This is a genomic window from Oryzibacter oryziterrae (assembly GCF_021864535.1).
In the GTDB taxonomy this organism is placed as follows: Bacteria; Pseudomonadota; Alphaproteobacteria; order Rhizobiales; family Pleomorphomonadaceae; genus Pleomorphomonas; species Pleomorphomonas oryziterrae.
Map to the genome: position 1 here is coordinate 1 of NZ_JAKJIC010000016.1, position 19,203 is coordinate 19,203.

Annotated in this window: 19 protein-coding genes; 17 read left to right on the top strand and 2 right to left on the bottom strand. The window is 63.2% G+C overall.

Translation table 11 applies throughout. The features are described from left to right. The first annotated feature begins 454 nt into the window (after positions 1–454). Positions 455–1,825: a methyl-accepting chemotaxis protein gene (locus tag L2I41_RS16150; RefSeq protein ID WP_237154612.1), complete on the top strand. Its 1,371-nt coding sequence runs from the start codon at positions 455–457 to the stop codon at positions 1,823–1,825. Between the two features lie 128 nt (positions 1,826–1,953). Here L2I41_RS16150 and L2I41_RS16155 read toward each other — a convergent pair whose 3' ends face one another. Next, on the bottom strand, positions 1,954–2,709 hold the full coding sequence (locus L2I41_RS16155; RefSeq protein ID WP_237154613.1) for a glucose 1-dehydrogenase: 756 nt from the start codon (positions 2,707–2,709) through the stop codon (positions 1,954–1,956). Between the two features lie 81 nt (positions 2,710–2,790). Between L2I41_RS16155 and L2I41_RS16160 the strand changes: the two genes are divergently transcribed. The 4 genes from L2I41_RS16160 (at position 2,791) to L2I41_RS16175 (ending at position 5,079) form a co-directional block, all read left to right on the top strand. Continuing rightward, on the top strand, positions 2,791–3,120 hold the full coding sequence (locus L2I41_RS16160; protein WP_237154614.1) for an ArsR/SmtB family transcription factor: 330 nt from the start codon (positions 2,791–2,793) through the stop codon (positions 3,118–3,120). Positions 3,121–3,163: 43 nt separating this feature from the next. Beyond that, positions 3,164–3,670 carry a DUF1993 domain-containing protein gene (locus L2I41_RS16165; protein ID WP_237154615.1) on the top strand — a complete coding sequence of 169 codons (507 nt, stop codon included), beginning with the start codon at positions 3,164–3,166 and terminating at the stop codon, positions 3,668–3,670. 96 nt (positions 3,671–3,766) lie between these two features. Then, positions 3,767–4,198, top strand: a complete 432-nt coding sequence (locus L2I41_RS16170) for a metallopeptidase family protein (protein WP_237154616.1) — start codon at positions 3,767–3,769, stop codon at positions 4,196–4,198. Then, the gene (locus L2I41_RS16175) at positions 4,195–5,079 is read left to right on the top strand and encodes an MBL fold metallo-hydrolase (protein ID WP_237154617.1); all 885 of its coding nucleotides are present in this window, start codon (positions 4,195–4,197) and stop codon (positions 5,077–5,079) included. Before L2I41_RS16170 ends, L2I41_RS16175 begins: the two co-directional genes overlap by 4 nt. Positions 5,080–5,230: 151 nt before the next feature. On the opposite strand, the gene L2I41_RS16180 is transcribed toward L2I41_RS16175, so the two are convergent. Then, positions 5,231–5,761 (bottom strand): single-stranded DNA-binding protein, encoded by a 531-nt coding sequence (locus tag L2I41_RS16180; protein ID WP_237154618.1) that lies wholly within the window; start codon positions 5,759–5,761, stop codon positions 5,231–5,233. A gap of 441 nt (positions 5,762–6,202) precedes the next feature. Here L2I41_RS16180 and uvrA point away from each other — a divergent pair, with 441 nt between their 5' ends. The 12 genes from uvrA to L2I41_RS16240 all read left to right on the top strand — a co-directional run bounded on the left by uvrA (position 6,203) and on the right by L2I41_RS16240 (position 19,202). Then, positions 6,203–9,112 (top strand): excinuclease ABC subunit UvrA, encoded by a 2,910-nt coding sequence (gene uvrA / locus L2I41_RS16185; RefSeq protein WP_237154619.1) that lies wholly within the window; start codon positions 6,203–6,205, stop codon positions 9,110–9,112. Between the two features lie 539 nt (positions 9,113–9,651). Continuing rightward, on the top strand, positions 9,652–10,830 hold the full coding sequence (locus L2I41_RS16190; protein ID WP_237154620.1) for a GGDEF domain-containing protein: 1,179 nt from the start codon (positions 9,652–9,654) through the stop codon (positions 10,828–10,830). Between the two features lie 101 nt (positions 10,831–10,931). After that, positions 10,932–12,035 (top strand): molybdopterin-binding domain-containing protein, encoded by a 1,104-nt coding sequence (locus tag L2I41_RS16195; protein WP_237154621.1) that lies wholly within the window; start codon positions 10,932–10,934, stop codon positions 12,033–12,035. Beyond that, positions 12,032–13,669, top strand: coding sequence for a formylmethanofuran dehydrogenase subunit A (locus tag L2I41_RS16200; RefSeq protein WP_237154622.1), 1,638 nt, complete (start codon positions 12,032–12,034; stop codon positions 13,667–13,669). The genes L2I41_RS16195 and L2I41_RS16200 overlap by 4 nt, the downstream gene beginning before the upstream one ends. Beyond that, the gene (gene fhcD, locus L2I41_RS16205) at positions 13,657–14,562 is read left to right on the top strand and encodes a formylmethanofuran--tetrahydromethanopterin N-formyltransferase (protein ID WP_237154623.1); all 906 of its coding nucleotides are present in this window, start codon (positions 13,657–13,659) and stop codon (positions 14,560–14,562) included. Before L2I41_RS16200 ends, fhcD begins: the two co-directional genes overlap by 13 nt. Continuing rightward, entirely contained in the window at positions 14,562–15,368 is an 807-nt protein-coding gene (locus L2I41_RS16210) for a formylmethanofuran dehydrogenase subunit C (RefSeq protein ID WP_237154624.1), read from the top strand. The genes fhcD and L2I41_RS16210 overlap by 1 nt, the downstream gene beginning before the upstream one ends. Before the next feature lie 19 nt (positions 15,369–15,387). Beyond that, positions 15,388–16,017 (top strand): FMN-binding negative transcriptional regulator, encoded by a 630-nt coding sequence (locus tag L2I41_RS16215; RefSeq protein ID WP_237154625.1) that lies wholly within the window; start codon positions 15,388–15,390, stop codon positions 16,015–16,017. Positions 16,018–16,136: 119 nt separating this feature from the next. Further along, positions 16,137–16,952 carry a dihydropteroate synthase gene (gene folP / locus L2I41_RS16220; RefSeq protein ID WP_237154626.1) on the top strand — a complete coding sequence of 272 codons (816 nt, stop codon included), beginning with the start codon at positions 16,137–16,139 and terminating at the stop codon, positions 16,950–16,952. A gap of 1 nt (position 16,953) precedes the next feature. Next, positions 16,954–17,319, top strand: a complete 366-nt coding sequence (gene folB / locus L2I41_RS16225) for a dihydroneopterin aldolase (RefSeq protein WP_237154627.1) — start codon at positions 16,954–16,956, stop codon at positions 17,317–17,319. Beyond that, entirely contained in the window at positions 17,316–17,786 is a 471-nt protein-coding gene (gene folK, locus L2I41_RS16230; RefSeq protein ID WP_390634340.1) for a 2-amino-4-hydroxy-6-hydroxymethyldihydropteridine diphosphokinase, read from the top strand. The genes folB and folK overlap by 4 nt, the downstream gene beginning before the upstream one ends. 61 nt (positions 17,787–17,847) lie before the next feature. Then, the gene (locus L2I41_RS16235; protein ID WP_237154628.1) at positions 17,848–18,534 is read left to right on the top strand and encodes a (5-formylfuran-3-yl)methyl phosphate synthase; all 687 of its coding nucleotides are present in this window, start codon (positions 17,848–17,850) and stop codon (positions 18,532–18,534) included. Positions 18,535–18,542: 8 nt separating this feature from the next. Next, complete coding sequence (locus tag L2I41_RS16240; RefSeq protein ID WP_237154629.1) at positions 18,543–19,202, top strand: amino acid kinase family protein; 660 nt, start codon at positions 18,543–18,545, stop codon at positions 19,200–19,202. Position 19,203: the final 1 nt, after the last annotated feature.

Consider the following 19,203-nt stretch of genomic DNA (forward strand, 5'->3'; position numbering starts at 1 on the left):
ACGCCGTCTGTGACTTCACGCGGCATCGTCAACATGAGCGCCTTCTCTCTGGCTTCGAGCGTCTGACAGCACGAAGCACTCTGACGGCCTTGAGGCCAGCCAGGAATTTATAGTGTGTAGTCCGCCGCCGGTCTGGTTTTCACAACCCGACCGGCGGCTTTCTTGTGCGCAAGCTGCCCCCAGTGCCGCATCCGTCTGGTCTCCCGTACTGGAGGCTCTTCACATCAGGTGCCGATCGCCCCTGCGCCTCCGACCGCCAGATCTGATAGACCTCGCAATATTACCTATGTGATCGACGCATACATGAGATCAATGTGAAAATATTTTCAAATTGTTTTCAGATCAACCGAGCTCCATTGGCCCATCTCGCGTCTTTTCAATCTTAGAGAAACATTAAGCCCAATCACCGATGCTTGAGCAATCAACTCAATAAATACAACATCGGTTCAAAAGAATGAGTTCTCTGTCGCCAGCATACGCCGTCCGCATCAAGATGTACCTGGTCGACGAGGAGGTCCTGAGGCTCAAGCCAATTCTCGCACCACTCGTGGAAGCCTCGGTCGGCGGCTCGATAGAGCGAAATCACGCGGAGATTCCGAAGCTTGCCACAGCCTATGTGGCCGCCTTTGCCCAGTATGGAACGAAACTCGCGTCGAGCGACAAGCAGTCGACGATAGCCCTGTTTTCCAAGCCCTTCGACGGCGATTGGGAAGCGGCCTGTGAAGCCCGGGCGAAACTGGAGAAGTCGGCCGGCTTTGATGCCCGCTACCGGGCTACACTGGCCAGCCAGATCATGACCGACCTCTGTGTTGCCATCGGCCGCAAGAAGCGGTGGAGCGGCGTGCAGGCGGCCACGCTCTGCTCCGCAGCCATGCGCATCATCCAGCTCGATACCGCCATCGCCTTTGCCTGCCACACCGCGCTGGAAGCTTCGGCAAAGCGGGCGGATGTGAGTGACGCGGAACGGAACTTCGAGGGGTTCAACAAGTCCATCGCCGATATCGACGCGGCGATTGGCGCTGTTGCGCGCGAACTGTCCGAGGCATCCACCGAACTCAACAGCACCTTCGCAAAAGTGGTAGAGCAAACCGAAGATGCCGGGGCGTCGGCACATTCGACGTCGCACCACATCGGCACCACCGCGGCGGCGGCAGAAGAGGTTTCCGCCTCGATCAACGAGGTGGCGGGACAAGCGCAGGAAAGCGCGCGGCTTGCAGAACGCGCCGTCAACGAGACCGAAGTCAGCCGCGCCACGATCTTCGGGCTCGACGAGTCGGTGCAGAAGATCGGCTCGTTCGTCGACTTGATCGCCGACATCGCCTCGCAGACCAACCTGCTGGCGCTCAATGCCACAATCGAGGCGGCGCGTGCCGGCGAGGCTGGACGTGGATTTGCCGTGGTTGCCAGCGAAGTCAAGCAACTGGCCTCGCAGACGGCCAAGGCTACCGAGGAGATCTCCAACCAGATCTCGGTCGTTCAGACCGCAGCGCGCAAGTCGGTCGACGCCATTCAGTCCGCGACGATCATCATCGGCGATATCGCCCGGCTGGCGTCGTCGGTCTCGGATGCCGTGGTTGCACAGCAGTCTGCCAATGGCGAGATCGCCGAGGCCTCGGCGCTCGCAGTCGGCAAAGCCGAACAGGTCAACGCGGTGCTCAACGGCATTGGCGCCAGCGTTTCCAGGACTCGCGCCACCTCCGACCGGATCAATGCCATTGCCGGACGTCTCAACGGGCACACAGCGGCCTTGAAAGCCTCTGCCCGTGAAATGGCCGAACTGGCCGCCAGAAACTCGCAGGTCAAGGACCTCAAGCTGACCGGCTGACGGCTCCTTGGGAAGGGTCTGGCGGAATGGCTCAGCGGGAGCCATTCCGTATCTTGCATCTCCCAAGTGCGCCGGTGTCATTGCCGGCGGCGACCCTGGGTGCCCCGACGGGACTTCGCGTTGTCGTGTCAGACCTGTGCCAAGCCGCCGTCGACGCTGAGTTCGACGCCGGTGATGTAGCTTGCTGCGGGGGAGGCCAGGAAGGCGATCGCGTCGGCAATCTCTTCGGGTTCGCCGAAGCGCCCAAGCGGCGCGGATTGTGCGACGGCGGCCTTGAAGCCATCGACCTGGGCAGCGTCCATCTTGAGGCCGTTGGCCATGATCGGCGTCTCTACGGGACCGGGGCTGACAGCGTTCACACGGATACGGCGGGCCTTCAGGTCATTGGACCAGGAGCGCGCGAAGGAACGGACCGCCGCCTTGGATGCGTTGTAAAGGCTCAGGTTCGGCATGCCCTTGTTGGCGACGATGGAGGCGGTGAGCACCACGGAGCCACCATCCTTCAAGAGCGGCAGCATGGTCTGAACCGTGAAGAACAGGCCCTTGACGTTGATGTCGAAGGTCTTGTCGAAGGCGGCTTCATCGGTCTCGCCAAAGGTATTGCGCTCGGCGATGCCGGCGTTGGCGACAATCACATCCAGCCGGTCGCCAGCCGCAGAAATCTGATCCCGCAGGGCATTGAGATCAGCAAGGCTTGCAACGTCGGACCGTACGGCGACAGCCTTGGGGCCGAGGGTGGCACGGGCCGCCTCAAGCGAATCGGCATTGCGGCCGGTGATGTAGACCTTGGCGCCTTCCTTCACAAACAACTGCGCCGCGGCAAGGCCGATACCCGTTGAGCCACCGGTGACAAGTACGACCTGATCGAGGAACCTCTGGGACATGGCAAACTCCTGCTTCGTTATTTCCATAATTTCGAAATATAGAATTATTGAACTTTGTCAAGCCGCACTGTAGAAGGAGCCATGGCTCAATTTTTCCACCCAGCGACCGATGACATCACCCTGACGGGCGTGCTTGCCGCACTCGGCGATCCCGTGCGCCTCAGGATCGTGCGCAAACTTCACTGCCAGAAGGACGGGCTGAGCTGTCACGGGGCAACGCCCTGCGAGGGGCTGGCGCCATCGACGCTGTCACACCATTTTCGCATTCTTCGCGAATCCGGCGTTGTCCGGACCTCGAAGGTCGGCGTGAGCCACATCAACGTGTTGCGGGCCGAAGACCTGGAAATGCGCTTTCCGGGCGTGCTGCAAACGATCCTTGGGCAATCGCCCGAGAAGGACGCGGCCGCCTGACCTACGGCGGCGGCACGTCTCATAATCCACAGGGAGGACGTTCGTGACCATCAGCCTTTACTCCGCCGCAGCACCTGTCTTCGTCCAGATGCTGGGTGCGCTGTCGCGTGTACTCAAAAAGGCGGAAGGCTATGCCGCCGAGCGCAAGATCGACCCGTCGGTCTATCTCAACATGCGCCTTTGTGCCGACATGTTCCCGTTGACGCGTCAGGTCCAGATCGCCTGCGATCATGCCAAGGGTGCCACCGCCCGCTTGTCGGGCAGCGAGAATCCGAAGTTCGAGGACACGGAGGCAACGTTCGCGGAACTCCAGGCGCGCATCGAGAAGACCCTGGCTTTCGTGAAGAGCGTTCCGGCCGACAAGATCGACGGACAGGAAGAACGCCCCATCAACATCAGCTTCCCCGGCATGTCGCTGGATTTCACCGGGCAGGATTATCTGCTGCATTATGCTCTGCCCAACTTCTACTTCCACGTGACGACCGCCTACGCCATCCTGCGCCACGCTGGGGTGCCGCTCGGCAAGGCCGACTATTTCGGTCGCACCTGATCGAGACCGATCTTGCAGACCGGCGTTCGTTCGCCGGTCTGTTCATTTGCGGCGCCTGCCGCGGAGGCAGCAGCCCTCAAGTTGGGACAAGGCTCAATGACCCGGCAATCCTCTGATCACGATGCCACCTGGTGGAACGCCAAGGCGCCGGATATCGACCTCTTCGAACGCCTGGCTGCGGCAGCCTATGCGGAACTGCCCGAAGAGTTTCGCAAGCTGACCGGCGACGTTGAAATCCGGGTTGCCGACTTTCCCGACGAGGAAACATTCGAGGCGATGGAACTCGAAAGCGAGTTCGACCTGCTCGGCCTGTTCGTCGGTGTCGGCCTGGCCCATGACAGCGCCGTGCCGCAGACAGGGCAGATGCCGAACCGCGTCTGGCTCTACCGCCGGCCGATCCTCGACTATTGGGCCGAGCATGACGAGGCTCTGGGCGACATCGTCGCCCATGTGCTGGTGCACGAAATCGGCCACCACTTCGGTCTTTCCGACGACGACATGTATGGTATCGAGGACGGCACCCCATGACTGGTCACAACCTTACGGCCACCTTGCGCATCTTGACACCGTCACCCGGCGTCTACGCCTATTACGACGGGCGCATCGAGGGGCGGCGTCTGCACTCCCAGGCGGAGAACTGGCTCGACGACGGCGCCTACAAGCTTGGCATCGCCTCCTATGCCATCGTCGATGGCGACGAGGCGCTGGTCTACGACACACACATGACGCTGGATCATGCGCAAGCCGTGCGCCGGCATCTGCGATCGGTGGGCGTCGGGCACATTCGGGTGATGCTGAGCCATTGGCATGACGATCATGTGGCCGGCAACGCGGTGTTTGCCGACTGCGAGATCATCGCGCACAGGCTGACGCTGGCGGCGCTTTCGGAGCATCGGTTGAAGCTGGAAGCGGGTGATCCACCCATTCGGCCGCTGGTTCTGCCGAGCCACATCTACGAGGATCGCATCGATCTCAAGATCGGCAGCCGGCTGGTCTCGGCACGGCATTTCGACATTCACAGCGCTGACGGGACCGTGTTGCTGCTCGAAGATGCCGCCTTGTTGTTCGCCGGTGACACGGTGGAGGACACGGCGACCTATGTGTCCGAGCCCGAACATACTGCGAGGCATGTGAAGGAACTCAAGAGGCTCGCTGCCCTGCCCTTCAACCGCCTGCTCCCCTGCCACGGCGATCCGGACATCATCGCCGGTGGCGGCTACGAGCCGACGCTGATCGGGGCCAACCGGCGCTACCTCGAACGTCTGCTCGGCGGCGAGGGACGGGATGGCGAGAGCTTGGCCACCTTCGTCGCCGACGACATCAAGGCGGGCTTCATCACCTATTTTGCGCCTTACGAGGATGTGCACCGGGCGAATTTGAAGGCTATGGAAAGCGCAGGCCGCGTCTGACGCGGCCATGCCTGCCTGTTCGGTGCACTGATCCAATCGTCGACCTGCGCAGACTGCGCATGCCTGTTGCCGCACAAGCATGGCGGTCCATGACTCAGGATGAGTCGCCCTGACTCATCCTGACCTCATATGGACTCGCCGAAGACGGTCGTCAGAACGGGATCTCGTCGTCCATGTCGGAGCCGAAGTTCGACGGCGCCGCCGCCGGGGCGCGACCAGCGCCGCCGCTGCGCGGGCCGCCGCGGCTTTCCATCGGGCTCGACGAGCCGAAATCGGAACCGCCATCGCTGCCATAGTCGCCGACCTCGCCACGACCGCCACCGCCTTCGCCACGGCTGTCGAGAATGGTGAGTTCGCCGCGGAAGCGCTGCAGCACGATTTCCGTGGTGTAGCGTTCCTGGCCCTGCTGGTCGGTCCACTTGCGGGTCTGCAGCTGACCTTCGATGTAAACCTTGGAGCCCTTCTTGAGATACTGCTCGGCCACCTTGGCCAGGTTCTCGTTGAAGATGACCACCGAGTGCCACTCGGTCCGCTCCTTGCGTTCGCCGGACTGGCGGTCGCGCCAGTTTTCAGAGGTGGCGATGCGCAGGTTCACCACGGAGTCGCCCGAACCCATGCGGCGGACTTCCGGATCGCGCCCCAGATTGCCCACCAGGATCACCTTGTTGACGCTTCCCGCCATTGCCCTTCTCCTTGCCCACTGTTGGGCCCAATGCTGGGCCGATGCCCAAATGCCAAAGCCGCCGCCCGAAAGGCGACGGCAAAATCGCGTCACCCTAGCTCTCAGGCTTGCCTGGCGAAACCGGTAAGCTCGATTTTCCACAGCGGTGAAAAAGCGCTGGCGTCGCCAGATCGTTCCTGATACGTTCTAGCGAACGACAACGCCGGGCACAATGGAAATCTACACCGCCTGCAACTTTTCGGTTGAAGGTCGGAGGAGAGATTTGGCGATGTGAGCCTGCTGACAGGTATCGTCAGGAGAAGAGGCTAGGACTTGAACATTGCCGGCACGCCCGCTCCGAAGCGGACGGGCGTCGCACGGAGTGACTTGACGCGCGGCGCCAAGTCGATTTCTTGAAAGGTTCGGCCCCAGCGAGGCCTTGCAGTCGGGAACGGATGACCCATGACAACCAAGCAGACCAGCGCGTTCGATATTGCCCGCCGCCATCTCTCCGTCCGCGGCGCGCGCGAGCATAATCTCAAGAATGTGGACCTGGATCTGCCGCGCGACAGCCTGATCGTCATGACCGGCCTCAGCGGGTCGGGCAAGTCGTCGCTCGCCTTCGACACCATCTATGCCGAGGGCCAACGCCGCTATGTGGAGAGCCTGTCGGCTTATGCGCGCCAGTTCCTGGAGATGATGCAGAAGCCGGATGTGGACCAGATCGACGGCCTGTCGCCGGCCATCTCGATCGAGCAGAAGACCACCTCGCGCAATCCGCGCTCGACGGTGGGCACGGTCACCGAGATCTACGACTACATGCGCCTGCTGTTCGCGCGCGTCGGCATTCCCTATTCGCCGGCCACCGGCCTGCCGATCGAGAGCCAGACGGTCAGCCAGATGGTGGACCGGACGCTGGAGTTGCCCGAGGGCACGCGGCTCTATCTGCTGGCACCGATGATCCGCGGCCGCAAGGGCGAGTACAAGAAGGAACTGGCCGACCTGCAGAAGAAGGGCTTCCAGCGCGTCAAGATCGACGGCAGCTTCTACCCGATCGAGGAAGCGCCGGCACTGGACAAGAAGATCAAGCACGACATCGACGTGGTGGTGGACCGCATCGTGGTGCGCGCCGATCTTGCCGCGCGCCTTGCCGACAGTTTCGAGACCGCCCTGCATCTGGCCGACGGCATTGCCATCCTGGAGTTTGCCGACCGCAAGGAGGGCGAGGAAGAGGCCGAGCGGATCACCTTCTCGGAGAAATTCGCCTGCCCCGTCAGCGGCTTCACCATTTCGGAGATCGAGCCGCGGCTCTTCTCCTTCAACAATCCCTTCGGTGCCTGCCCCAAGTGCGACGGTCTCGGCACGACACTGCGTTTCGAGGCCGATCTGGTGGTGCCCGACGACAGCCTGTCGCTGCGCGGCGGCTGCGTCCTGCCCTGGGCCAAGACCGGGACGTCCTCGCCCTATTATGCGCAGACGCTCGAAGCCATCTGCCGGCATTTCAAGGCGTCGATGACCACGCCGTGGAAGGATCTGCCTGAAGAGGTCAAGCGCGTGATCCTGCACGGCTCCGGCGAAGACGAGATCACCTTCACCTATGACGACGGCTTGCGCACCTATACCACCAAGAAGAGCTTCGAAGGCGTGGTCGGCAATATCGAGCGGCGCTGGAAGGAAACCGATTCCGACGTTGTGCGCGAGGAGCTCGGGCGCTTCCAGTCGGATCATCCCTGCGAGGCTTGCAATGGCTATCGCCTGAAGCCGGAGGCGCTGGCCGTCAAGATCGCCGGTCTGCATGTGGGCGAGGTGTCGCGTCAGTCGATCCGGGAAGCGGGCGAGTGGTTCAACACCCTGCCGGAGCGGCTGACGGCCAAACAGAACGAGATTGCCGGGCGCATTCTCAAGGAAATCCGCGAGCGCCTGCGCTTTCTGAACGACGTCGGTCTCGATTATCTGACGCTGGCACGCTCCTCCGGAACGCTGTCGGGCGGCGAGAGCCAGCGCATTCGCCTGGCGAGCCAGATCGGTTCGGGTCTGACCGGCGTGCTCTACGTGCTGGACGAGCCGTCGATCGGCCTGCACCAGCGCGACAACGACCGGCTGATCGATACGCTCAAGCATCTGCGTGACCTCGGCAACACGGTGATCGTGGTCGAGCATGACGAGGATGCGATCCTCGCCGCCGACCATGTGGTGGACGTGGGGCCTGGCGCCGGCATTCACGGCGGCGAGATCATCGCTGAAGGCACGCCTTCGGAGATCATGGCCAATCCCAACAGTCTGACGGGCAAGTATCTCTCCGGCGCAATGGCGATCCCGGTGCCGGACAAGCGCCGCAAGCCGCAGAAGGGCAAGTATCTGCGCGTGGTCAATGCGCGCGCCAACAATCTCAAGAATGTCACGGCCGACATTCCGCTCGGCGTGTTCACCTGCGTCACCGGCGTGTCCGGCGGCGGCAAGTCGACCTTCCTGATCGAGACGCTGTTCAAGGCGGCGGCTCGACGGCTCAATGGCGCACGCGAGCAGGCGGCGGCACATGACCGCGTCGAGGGGCTCGAGTTGCTCGACAAGGTGATCGACATCGACCAGTCGCCGATCGGTCGCACGCCGCGGTCCAATCCGGCCACCTATACCGGCGCCTTCACGCCGATCCGCGAGTGGTTCGCCGGCCTGCCGGAATCCAAGGCGCGCGGCTATCAGGCCGGTCGCTTCTCCTTCAACGTGAAGGGCGGGCGCTGCGAAGCCTGCCAGGGCGACGGCGTCATCAAGATCGAGATGCACTTCCTGCCCGACGTGTACGTCACCTGCGACGTCTGCAAGGGCCATCGCTACAATCGCGAGACGCTGGAGGTGCATTTCAAGGGCAAGTCGATTGCCGACGTGCTCGACATGACCGTGGAGGAGGCCTGCGACTTCTTCCAGGCGGTGCCGTCGATCCGCGACAAGATGATCTCGCTGCGCGACGTGGGGCTCGGTTATGTCAAGGTCGGCCAGCAGGCGACGACACTGTCTGGCGGCGAGGCCCAACGCGTGAAGCTCGCCAAGGAATTGTCACGGCGCGCGACCGGCCGTACCCTTTACATCCTCGACGAGCCAACCACCGGCCTGCATTTCCATGACGTCGCCAAGCTCATGGAAATGCTGCACGAACTGGTGGAACAGGGCAATACCGTGGTGGTGATCGAGCATAATCTCGAAGTGATCAAGACCGCCGACTGGATCGTCGACATGGGCCCGGAAGGCGGTGATGGCGGCGGTCGGGTGGTGGCGGCAGGGACGCCGGAAGAGGTGATCAAGGTGCCCGACAGCTATACGGGACGCTATCTCAAGGATCTGCTCGGGCGGCGGCCAAAGCGGGCTGCGGCGGAGTGACGACAGTTTGGGCTTGCCCCGCCTCGCGGGGCAGCCGGGCGTCAGTTCAGGCTGCACCATTTCACCCGACTGCGGGCGCGGCATAGGCTCGGCGGCGTCATCCGGGGCCGTGCCGCTCTGACAGTGATGTGCTTGTGCGCGAGGCAGCTGAGAATGGGCCTTGATCCTGCTGACAGACGCAACCTGCACTTTTGACTGGCCGCTTCCCAGTTCAAGCTCCAGGGGCCTTTACTGCGGTGTTTCCAACCAACAGACGCAAGGGCCGAGAGAGGCTCAAGGTCTCCTGGCGGGATTCGGCAGGCAGCAGAAGTCTTGAGCCGATCCTGCGACCTTAGTAGCCTTCGAAAGATGGCCGAGCATTGCTGTTCACTGGAGGACGCAAACTCAAGCTTCGCACCCATATGAATATGAATTTCTGCATATTTGAAAAGATCCGCACCAAGATAACGTTTTGGAGATGCTCTGGAAGTATTTTGATTTCCAGCGGCTGTTGATGCTTACGATTATAGAGCCTGCTTGGCGCAACCGGTGCCCTCAAGATGCTTCAAATTCTCCAGTTCGACAACCCGACAGTTTTCAATCTGAATTTTGCGCTTCATATACTATCGATGTCAATAACCTTGCTCGTGGCCCTCAACACAGGTCGCGACAAGGGAATACTACTCATCTCGGCGTCGGATTTTTGTTACGCGGTCGGCTTCTTTCTCATGTCGTCCTACGACCTATTTCCAGACCTCGTCTGGGAGTTTGTGGGAAATCGTGTCGTGGATTTTGCAAGTGTCGTGGCGCTTGCCGGCATGGTCGTGTTTCTGCGGCGTCCTGCCTACTATCTCCTGCCGGGGCTGCTTTTCCTGCCGGCTTTTGCGCTCCAGTTCTACTACTTCGCTTTCGACAACTATGAGAACATGAAGGCGATCACGATAGCCGAGGCCGGATTTCGCGGAACCATCGCGCTTTACACGGCACTGGTCCTGATGTTCCGCAGCGACGACTCCTTGAGGCCCGCCTCGACCTGGGCCGGTCGTTTCTACGTACTCTGGTCGATGATGCTGGCAACACGCATCCTTTACTGGCTCATCTATTTTGACCCCGGTGTCACCGCACCAGATGCAGATCCGACGACGACCTATGCCCTGGCCGCCCGCATCATGCTGACCTTCATGATCGCGCCTTGCTATATCTGGATGGTGACGCGGCGGCTGGATCAGGAAATCCGGCACCAGGCGATTACCGATCCCCTGACAGGCGTCGCCAATCGTCGGCGGATCTGGGAAGTGGCGAGCCGGGCGCTCGACGACGCTCAACGCGGTTCGCAGCCCTTGTCGGTGCTGGCCCTCGACCTCGATCATTTCAAGCTGGTGAATGACACGCATGGCCACGCGGCTGGCGACCAGGTGCTGGTGGCCGTGGCCGCGGCCGTTTCCTCTGCCTTGCGCAGTGTGGACGTTCTCGCCCGAGTCGGGGGTGAAGAGTTTGCCGTGCTGTTGCCCGGAACCTCGCTCGAAGGAGCGCAGATCGTTGCCGAGAGGCTGAAGAAGGCGATCGCACAGATTTCCATCGCCTGTGAGGGCAATGTGCACCTGCGCGTGACGACCTCGATCGGGGTCGCGACAGCAGGACGCACGACCCGCACGTGGGACGAGTTGATCCGAAAGGCGGACAGAGCGCTCTACAGCGCCAAGCAAACCGGGCGAAACCGCGTGGTAGCGGCGGAATAGGCGGTTTGGGCTCCGCGACAAATGCCCGCTGGCCGAACGCTTGCCTCGCCCCGATTCGAAGTGCGATCATGGCACAAGGAACAACACGTGGGAGGCTTGCCTTGTCCGATCATCGTGGCACTCGGCCGAAAGGGCGGGAGAGCCTTGTCGAGACTGTCGAAAGTGCGGCGCGCCTCATTGCGAAGGCACGCCAGCCAGCCATCGGCGGGCTTGGCACAGACGTGGATGGCGTAAGGGCTGCCCTTGCGCTCGGCCTCAAGATTGGTGCCATCGTCGATCACGCAGCGACGGTCTACGAGCGGGTGGACCTGCGCGTCCTCTCCGACAGCGGCGTGATGGTCACCACGGCGGCGGAAGCCCGCCATCGCGGCGACCTGATCGTCCTGGTCGGGCCGGGCGCGGTGGCGTGGGCCGGTCACGCCAGCGTCTTCGACAACGGCGGCGGCCTCTATCCCTGGCGCGGACCGCGCGGGGTGCTTTGCATTGGAACCGGCGGCGCACGGCCGGCGCATATGGCCATAGACGGCGACGTGGCGGTGCTGGGTGACGATCTGCCACTGGACCGGGTGATCGGCCTGTTGCGCGCCCGGCTCGGCGGGCGGCCCGTTGCGGCATCGCCGGAAGGGCTCGATGTCACGGCCATCGACGCGGCGGCCTTGCAGATGAAGGCGGCGAGTTTTGGCGTGGTTGTCGCCGACGCCCATGACTTCGACCATGTGGCCTATGACAGCCTGATGGCGCTCGTGAAGGCGCTCAATGCGGAGACGCGCTTCACGACCTTGGCAGTTCCGGCGCACCACCATGGTCGCGGCGCCAATCTGGTGTCCGCCTGGACCACCGGCGGACGGCTGCCTGTCGGCATGGGACGGGGCTATCCAGAGCAGGACGATTGGCGCTTCGATCTCGAGCGGGCCGTGGGGGCCGGAGAAATCGATGCGCTGGTGTGGGTCGGGGCCCTCGGGCCGGAGCTGCCTGAATGGGCCGGCAAGGTGCCGACCGTGGCGCTGATCCACCACGGCGCGCAGGAATGCAGGGCCGACGTGGTGATCGAGGTCGGTGTCCCCGGCATCACCCATGCCGGCGTGTTGACCGACGCCATCCGCGATGGATTTGCGCATGTGGAACCTCGCGCGCCACAGGATCTGCCGTCGGTGGCCGAAGTTCTCAGCCTCCTTTCCGCCGCCATCAAGGACAAGGCAGCATGATTACCCAGCTCAAGGGCGGTACCGTCGTCGACCCCGTTTCCGGGGAGACCCGCGTTCGCGACGTCTTCATCGAGGATGGCCGCATCATTTCGTCCCCCGCCGCCGGCGAGGCCATTGACCAGGTGCATGACTGCCGGGGCAAGATCATCATGGCCGGCGCGGTGGACGTGCATTCGCACATCGCCGGCGGCAATGTGACCATGAGCCGGCTGCTTCTGCCGGAGCTGCATGTGAACGAAGCGCCGGGCGATGCCGGCCTGCCCTTCTCCACGTCGAAATGGTCGGGCTATGAGATCGGCCGTCTCTATGCGGAGATGGGCTACACGACGGTAATCGAGCCGGCTCTGGCACCGGCGCAGGCCATGCAGACCCATCTCGAGATGGCTGACATCCCGATCATTGACCGCGGCGCGCTGACGGTGGTGGGCAATGACGACCACTTTCTGAGTCAGCTGCGCGCCCGCGAAGGGCGCACCGCCATTCGCGACAGCATTGCCTATGCGTTGAAGGCCTCCAAGGGCCTGGGTCTCAAGGTGATCAATGCGGGCGGTCCCGCGGCATTCCATTCCGGTCTCCGGACCTTCGATCTGGACGATACGGTGCCGCACTACGGTGCGACGTCGCGGCAGATCGTGTCGGCACTCCTGACCGCCGTCGACGATATCGGCGTGCCGCATCCCCTGCATGTGCATGCCAACAATCTCGGCGCCATCGGTGCGCCGGATACCATCGATGCCACCATTGCCGCCGCCGAGGGGCGCCGGCTGCACTTCGCCCATATTCAGTTCTATGCCTACGGCAAGGACGCCGACGGCTCGATGCGCTCGGGTGCCGAGCAGATCGCCGCGGCACTGGCGGGTGCCCCCAACATCACCTGCGACGTGGGACAGGTGATGTTCGGCTCGACTGTGACGATTTCGCTCGACCTGATGAAGCAATGGTCCGGTTCGAAGTTTGCGTCCCCGCGCAAGTTCTCGATCACCGACGGCGATGCGGAAGGCGGCGGCGTGGTGCCCTTCGCCTACAAGGCCAAGAACTGGGTCAACTGCCTGCAATGGGCGATCGGCCTCGAGATCTTCCTGCTGTCGCCCGATCCCTGGCGGGTACTGTTGACCACCGACCATCCCAATGGCGGCGTGTTCACTTCCTATCCCGACATCATCCATCTGCTGATGAGCGCCGACGAGCGGGCGCGCTGGCTGGAGAGCATGCCCGAGAAAGTACGCGAGAAGTCGTCGCTTGCGTCGATGACGCGCGAATACAGCTTCGAGGAAATTGCCATCATGACGCGGGCTGCCCCGGCTCGGCTGCTTGGGCTGCACGACCGCGGCCATCTGAAGCCGGGCGCCGTGGCGGACGTGGCGGTCTACGACGACCTCGCCGATCGTGCCGCCATGTTCCGCTCGGCATCGCTGGTGTTCAAGGATGGGCGTGTGGCGGTGAAGGATGGAAAGGCGCTGGGCTGGATTGCCGGGCGCACATCGATCCTGACGCCGGACTATGATGCCCAGATGGACCGGCGAATGTCCGACTATCTCAACGACCGCTATGGCCTTGGCCCCGCAGCCTTCGCCGTGCCGGAAGCCGCCTTCGGCGAACGCAGCATCTTCAAGGTGGAACCATGCAGGACATGATCGTCAACGGCGTCCGCATCGATGACACCTTCGCCGAGGCCTTCGACATGTCGGCCACCGGGGTGGTGATCACGGCGCCGACACGCAAGTGGGCCGAGATTGCCGCCAAGACCATGACGGGCTTTGCCACCTCGGTGATCGCCTGCGGCTGCGAGGCGGCCATCGATTGCGAGCTGTCGCCCGAGGAGACGCCCGACGGGCGGCCCGGCTTCCGCGTGCTGATCTTCGGCTTTGACGCAGCCGGCCTCGAACTGCAGCTGCGCAATCGGGTGGGTCAGTGCGTGCTGACCTCTCCGGGCGCGGCCTGCTTTTCCGGCATCGACGGCGGCAAGCGGCTGAAGCTCGGCGCAACCTTGCGCTATTTCGGCGACGGCAACCAGATCGCCAAGAAGCTGGGTCGCAAGCGTTATTGGCGCGTCCCCGTCATGGAAGGCGAGTTCCTGATCGAGCATGACACGGGCATGGCGGATGTGGCGATCGGCGGCGGCAACGTGCTGATACTCGGCCGCAGCCAGGCGGAAGTGCTGGCGGCGGCCGAGGCGGCGGCGGAAGCGGCCATGACGGTGCCCGGCGTGATCCTGCCCTTCCCTGGCGGCATTGTGCGCTCCGGCTCCAAGGTCGGCTCCAAATATGCCGGCATGTTCGCCTCGACCAACAACGCCTTCTGCCCAAACCTGCGCGGAGAGCCGGGGTCGTTGCTCGACATGGATACCGGCTCCGTGCTCGAACTGGTGATGGACGGCCTCTCCTTCGAGGCCATTCTGGAATCCATGAAGCGCGCCCTGCACGCGGCCTGCGCCTTCGGCCCGGACAAGGGCATCCAGCGCATTTCTGCGGGCAATTACGGCGGCAATCTCGGCCGTCACCATTTCCGTCTGAGGGATATCGTCTGATGGCCGCGCTCACGTTTACGCTGAAGGCCGCCCCGCCCGAAAGGCTCGACCTTTCCCTGCTGGTTCCGGACAAGCTCAAGGATCTGTCGGCGCGCGAGATCGAGCGCCTCGGCATCGGGACAACGCCGACGGGCGTGGTGGTCGGGGATCTCTTCACCGTCAGCGGGACCGATCTGACGGATATCCGGTTTGCCGGCGGCTCTGACCGATTTGACGGCGTGGGAACCGGGCTCAAGGGCGCGTCCCTGCATGTGGACGGCGATGTCGGTGCCTATCTCGGGCGTGGCATGAAGTCGGGCAAGATCGTTGTCGCGGGGTCTTTGACCGGCCCCTATGGCGCGACTGCGGCGACTGGCGGGGTTATCCGCGTCACGGGGAATGCGGCCGACGCCACCGCCGCGTCCATTCCGGGCGCCATGGCCGGCTTGGCTGGGGCGACCCTGATCATCGAGGGCAATGCCGGCGATCTTCTCGGCGACCGGCTGAGGCGCGGCGTGATCCTGGTGCAAGGCAGTGTCGGTGCACTGGCGGGAGCGCGCATGGTCGGCGGCACGATCATAAGCGCGGCGCTCGGACGGCGCGCCGGCCAGGGCATGAAGCGCGGGACGCTGATTGCCGGAACGGTCGAGGATATCGAGCCGACTTTCGTCTTCTCGGGGAGCTATACGGAGGCCTTCCTGCCGCTCCTGCGCCGTTGGGTAGCGAGCGAAGCCGGGGCCGGCTTTGCCGCTCTGGTGCCTCAGGTGGCACAGCGCTATCGTGGGGACATGGCTTCGCTCGGCAAGGGCGAAATCCTGATCGGTTGACCACAGAGGACAGAACGCGGTGTATGTTCCGCCCGCCTTCCGGGAAGATGATCCGGCCGTCTTGCACGCGCTGATGCACGAGGTACGGCTTGCGAGCCTGGTGACGATGACGGCCGACGGGCTGATCGCCTCGCCGCTGCCGCTTCATCTGGTTCCGGACGAAGGGCCGCTCGGCACGCTCTATGGTCATCTGGCCAAGGCCAACATCCAGGGGACGCTGGCGCCGATCGGCCAGGCCCTGGTGATCTTCAGCGGGGCCGACGCCTATGTATCGCCGTCCTTCTATCCATCCAAGGCGGAGAGCGGCAAGGTGGTGCCAACCTGGAACTATGTGGTTGTGCATGCCTATGGCACGGTCGAGTTCTTCACCGACACGGCGCGCCTCAGGCCGCTGCTGGACAGGCTGACTGCGCGGCACGAGGCCGGCAGCCCCAGCCCGTGGACGCTTGACGATGCTCCAGCGGAGTATATCGCCGCGCAGATGAAGGGGATCATCGGGCTGCGCATCGAGATTTCCCGCCTGGACGGCAAATGCAAGCTCAGCCAGAACCGCAGCGCCGCCGACCAGGCAGGCGTGGCCGCAGGGCTGGCGGCAAGCGAAAGGCCTGGTGACCGCGACATATCCGAGCGGATGACGAAGACGGGTTGATTTTCGCCTGTGCTTCTGTCTGTTAAGCTTGGAAAACGTGGCTGTCCCAAGGGCTTGCTGCGGAGTTGTCGTCGGACCTCCCTGGAGCTGCCGACGCAGTCGAAACATGTGGACCCCCTATGGCCATTTCCTGTCTCCCCGAACTCGGCAAGCGCACCCTGGTGATGGGTATCCTGAACGTGACGCCGGACAGCTTTTCCGATGGCGGGCATTTTGCCGCCGTCGAGACGGCGCTGGCGCATGCGGCGGAGCTGGAAGCGGAAGGCGCTGACATCATCGACATCGGCGGTGAATCCACCCGTCCCGGCGCGACGGAAGTGCCGGTCGAGGAAGAGATCGCACGTGTGGTGCCGGTGATCGAGCGTCTGGCCACGCGCAGCTCGGTGCCGATCTCCATCGATACTTACAAGGCGCGTACTGCAGAGGCCGCTCTCAAGGCAGGCGCGAAGATCGTCAATGACGTCTGGGGCCTGCAGCGCGAGCCTGACATTGCAAAGGTGGCAGCGGCGCATGGAGCGCCGGTGATCATCATGCACAATCGTCAGGTGATCGACGGTGACATCGACATCATAGCCGACATGAAGGCGTTCTTTGCCCGCTCGATCGAGATCGCCCACAAGGCCGGCATTGCCGACGACCAGATCATTCTCGACCCCGGTGTCGGCTTCGGCAAGACCTTTCCGCAGCATCTGCAGGCCATCTCCAAGCTGCCGCAGATCAAGGCACTCGGCTATCCGGTGCTGATGGGCACTTCACGCAAGAGCCTGATCGGCATTCTCAACGACAACAAGCTGGCGCCCAAGGACCGGATCAACGGCACGATCGCATCGAACGCGGCCGCCATCCTTCTTGGTGCCGACATCATTCGCGTGCATGACGTGAGGGCGCATCGGGAAGCGGCCGCTGTCGCCGATGCCATCAAGGGCCAAATGTGACATGACCGACAAGATTTCCGTGCAGCGTATCGCCGTCTTTGCCTATCATGGGGTGTTTCAGGAGGAGAGCAAGCTCGGTCAGCGCTTCTACATCTCCTTCACTGCCGAACTCGACCTCAAGGCGGCAGGACAGAACGACGATCTCAGCAAGACCGTTCACTACGGCGAAATGACCGATGTGGTGGTTCGTGTGGCCACAATGCAGCGGTTCCGGCTGATCGAGGGGCTGGCGGAGACGATTGCTCGGGAACTGCTGGAGGGCTTCCCGCTGGTTGACGCCATCACCGTCAAGATCGAGAAGCCGGCGGCGCCGGTGACACATGTGATCGATACCGTCAGCCTGGAAATCACCAGGAGGCGCTCGTGATCGAAGCCGCGCTCAGCCTCGGCGGCAACCAGGGGGACGTGCGGTCGACGCTGACGACGGCGCTTGCCAAGCTGGAACAAGGGGGCGCGCGGATCAAGCGTCGCTCGTCGGACTACCAGACCCCGCCGTGGGGCAAGACCGACCAGCCGGCCTTCGTCAATGCCGCCGTGATCGTCGAGACCGACCTTGCAGCCCATGCGCTGCTCGAGCTCTGCCTGAAGGTCGAGCGGGAGCTCGGACGCATCCGCATGGAGCGCTGGGGGCCACGCATCATCGACATTGACGTGCTCACCTATGGCGACGCGGTCATCGACAGCGAAGATCTGAAGCTGCCGCATCCCTTCATCGCTGAACGGGGTTTCGTTCTGATTCCGCTTGCGGAGATCGCACCCGACCTGTTGGTTGGAGGCCATCGGGTGGCCGATCTCGCGGCGCGATTCGCCGACGAACCGATCGTGCGCCTTTGAGGCAAAGAACTGCGAAAGCCGGGGTGAACCTGGCGGACGAAGAGTGCGGGAGGAGACGCGCATGACCCGAATCCTTGTTTCGGTGACGAATGCTGCGGAAGCCGCCGCGGCCTTGTCGGCCGGTGCGCAGCTGATCGATGCCAAGGATCCCGCAAAAGGCGCACTCGGGGCGCTGCCGCCGACCACAGTCAAGGCGATCGTGGACGCCGTCGGTGGCAAGGTGGAAACATCGGCTGCCGCGGGAGATCACCCGTCTCTCAATCAGCTGATCGACCTGGCGAGTGCCGGTGCCGACTATGTCAAGGTGGCGATCCCCGGCGGAGACGAAGGTGCGGCTATGCTGAGCCTCATCGGCCGATCGCTCGCCGGTAGAACGAAACTCGTGGCCTTGTTTGCCGCGGATAAGGAACCTGCCCTCGACCTGGTTCCCGTTGCAGCCATGGCGGGATTCTCCGGCGTGATGCTGGATACGGTCGACAAGTCGGCGGGCCTCCTGTCGGTGATGGAAATGGCGGACATCGCCCATTTCGTCGCTGCGGCGCGACGCGCCAAGGTGATGGTAGGGCTGGCTGGTTCTCTGAAGATCGTCGACGTGGGAACGCTGTTGCCGTTGAAGCCGGATCTGCTTGGCTTTCGCGGTGGTGTCTGCATCGATGGAGATCGGAGCCAGGCGCTGGATCCATCGAAGATTCGCGCACTCATGGCCGCGATGGCCGTGCACGGGATCCGGTCGACAGCGGCGGAGTAAGGCAGGAAGTGGCACCCGTACCCTTCTCGCGCACTGGAAATCTGGTCATCGTGAAGATCGGTGGCAGCCTGGCCACCGACCGCGTTGCGCTTCACGGAATCATCGGCGACATCGGCCGTGCAGCCTGTCGCAGCGTCATCGTGCCCGGCGGAGGAGCCTTTGCAGACGCGGTCCGGAGCGTGCAGGCTGGCCTTGGCTTCAGCGACAAATTGGCTCACCGCTTGGCCATGCAGGCCATGAGCGATTACGCTGACGTACTGGCGGAACTCTACCCTCAGCTTGTGGTCACGCGCCTGAAGTATGAGATCGAAGCGGCACACCACGCGGGGCGAATCCCGGTGTGGTCGCCGGCAGTTCTGGAAGCCGGCGTGGCGGGTTTGCCGGAAAACTGGACTATCACCTCGGACAGTCTCGCCGCCTTCCTCGCGCGGAGCCTGCGGGCGAGCGCTCTGCTGCTGATCAAATCCGTGGATGGGCCCGATCTTGCGAGCGCCACGCATCTGACGAGCGCAGGGCTCACCGACGATGCCTTTCCTGATTTTGCCGGGGCACTCGACTGCCCTGTACGGCTCATCGGTCCTGCCAATCACGGAAGGCTCTCGGAATTGCTGGCGCGACCGGATAAGACGATAGGAACCGTTGTCCCCCAATCGTCATTGCCACACTGAT

What these genes read in the sequence shown, in the direction of transcription:
- L2I41_RS16150 (WP_237154612.1), top strand. Translation starts at nt 455, where the DNA reads ATGAGTTCTCTGTCGCCAGCATACGCCGTCCGCATCAAGATGTACCTG.
- L2I41_RS16155 (WP_237154613.1), bottom strand. Translation starts at nt 2,709, where the DNA reads ATGTCCCAGAGGTTCCTCGATCAGGTCGTACTTGTCACCGGTGGCTCA.
- L2I41_RS16160 (WP_237154614.1), top strand. Translation starts at nt 2,791, where the DNA reads ATGGCTCAATTTTTCCACCCAGCGACCGATGACATCACCCTGACGGGC.
- L2I41_RS16170 (WP_237154616.1), top strand. Translation starts at nt 3,767, where the DNA reads ATGACCCGGCAATCCTCTGATCACGATGCCACCTGGTGGAACGCCAAG.
- L2I41_RS16175 (WP_237154617.1), top strand. Translation starts at nt 4,195, where the DNA reads ATGACTGGTCACAACCTTACGGCCACCTTGCGCATCTTGACACCGTCA.
- L2I41_RS16180 (WP_237154618.1), bottom strand. Translation starts at nt 5,761, where the DNA reads ATGGCGGGAAGCGTCAACAAGGTGATCCTGGTGGGCAATCTGGGGCGC.
- uvrA (WP_237154619.1), top strand. Translation starts at nt 6,203, where the DNA reads ATGACAACCAAGCAGACCAGCGCGTTCGATATTGCCCGCCGCCATCTC.
- L2I41_RS16190 (WP_237154620.1), top strand. Translation starts at nt 9,652, where the DNA reads ATGCTTCAAATTCTCCAGTTCGACAACCCGACAGTTTTCAATCTGAAT.
- L2I41_RS16200 (WP_237154622.1), top strand. Translation starts at nt 12,032, where the DNA reads ATGATTACCCAGCTCAAGGGCGGTACCGTCGTCGACCCCGTTTCCGGG.
- fhcD (WP_237154623.1), top strand. Translation starts at nt 13,657, where the DNA reads ATGCAGGACATGATCGTCAACGGCGTCCGCATCGATGACACCTTCGCC.
- L2I41_RS16210 (WP_237154624.1), top strand. Translation starts at nt 14,562, where the DNA reads ATGGCCGCGCTCACGTTTACGCTGAAGGCCGCCCCGCCCGAAAGGCTC.
- folP (WP_237154626.1), top strand. Translation starts at nt 16,137, where the DNA reads ATGGCCATTTCCTGTCTCCCCGAACTCGGCAAGCGCACCCTGGTGATG.
- folB (WP_237154627.1), top strand. Translation starts at nt 16,954, where the DNA reads ATGACCGACAAGATTTCCGTGCAGCGTATCGCCGTCTTTGCCTATCAT.
- L2I41_RS16235 (WP_237154628.1), top strand. Translation starts at nt 17,848, where the DNA reads ATGACCCGAATCCTTGTTTCGGTGACGAATGCTGCGGAAGCCGCCGCG.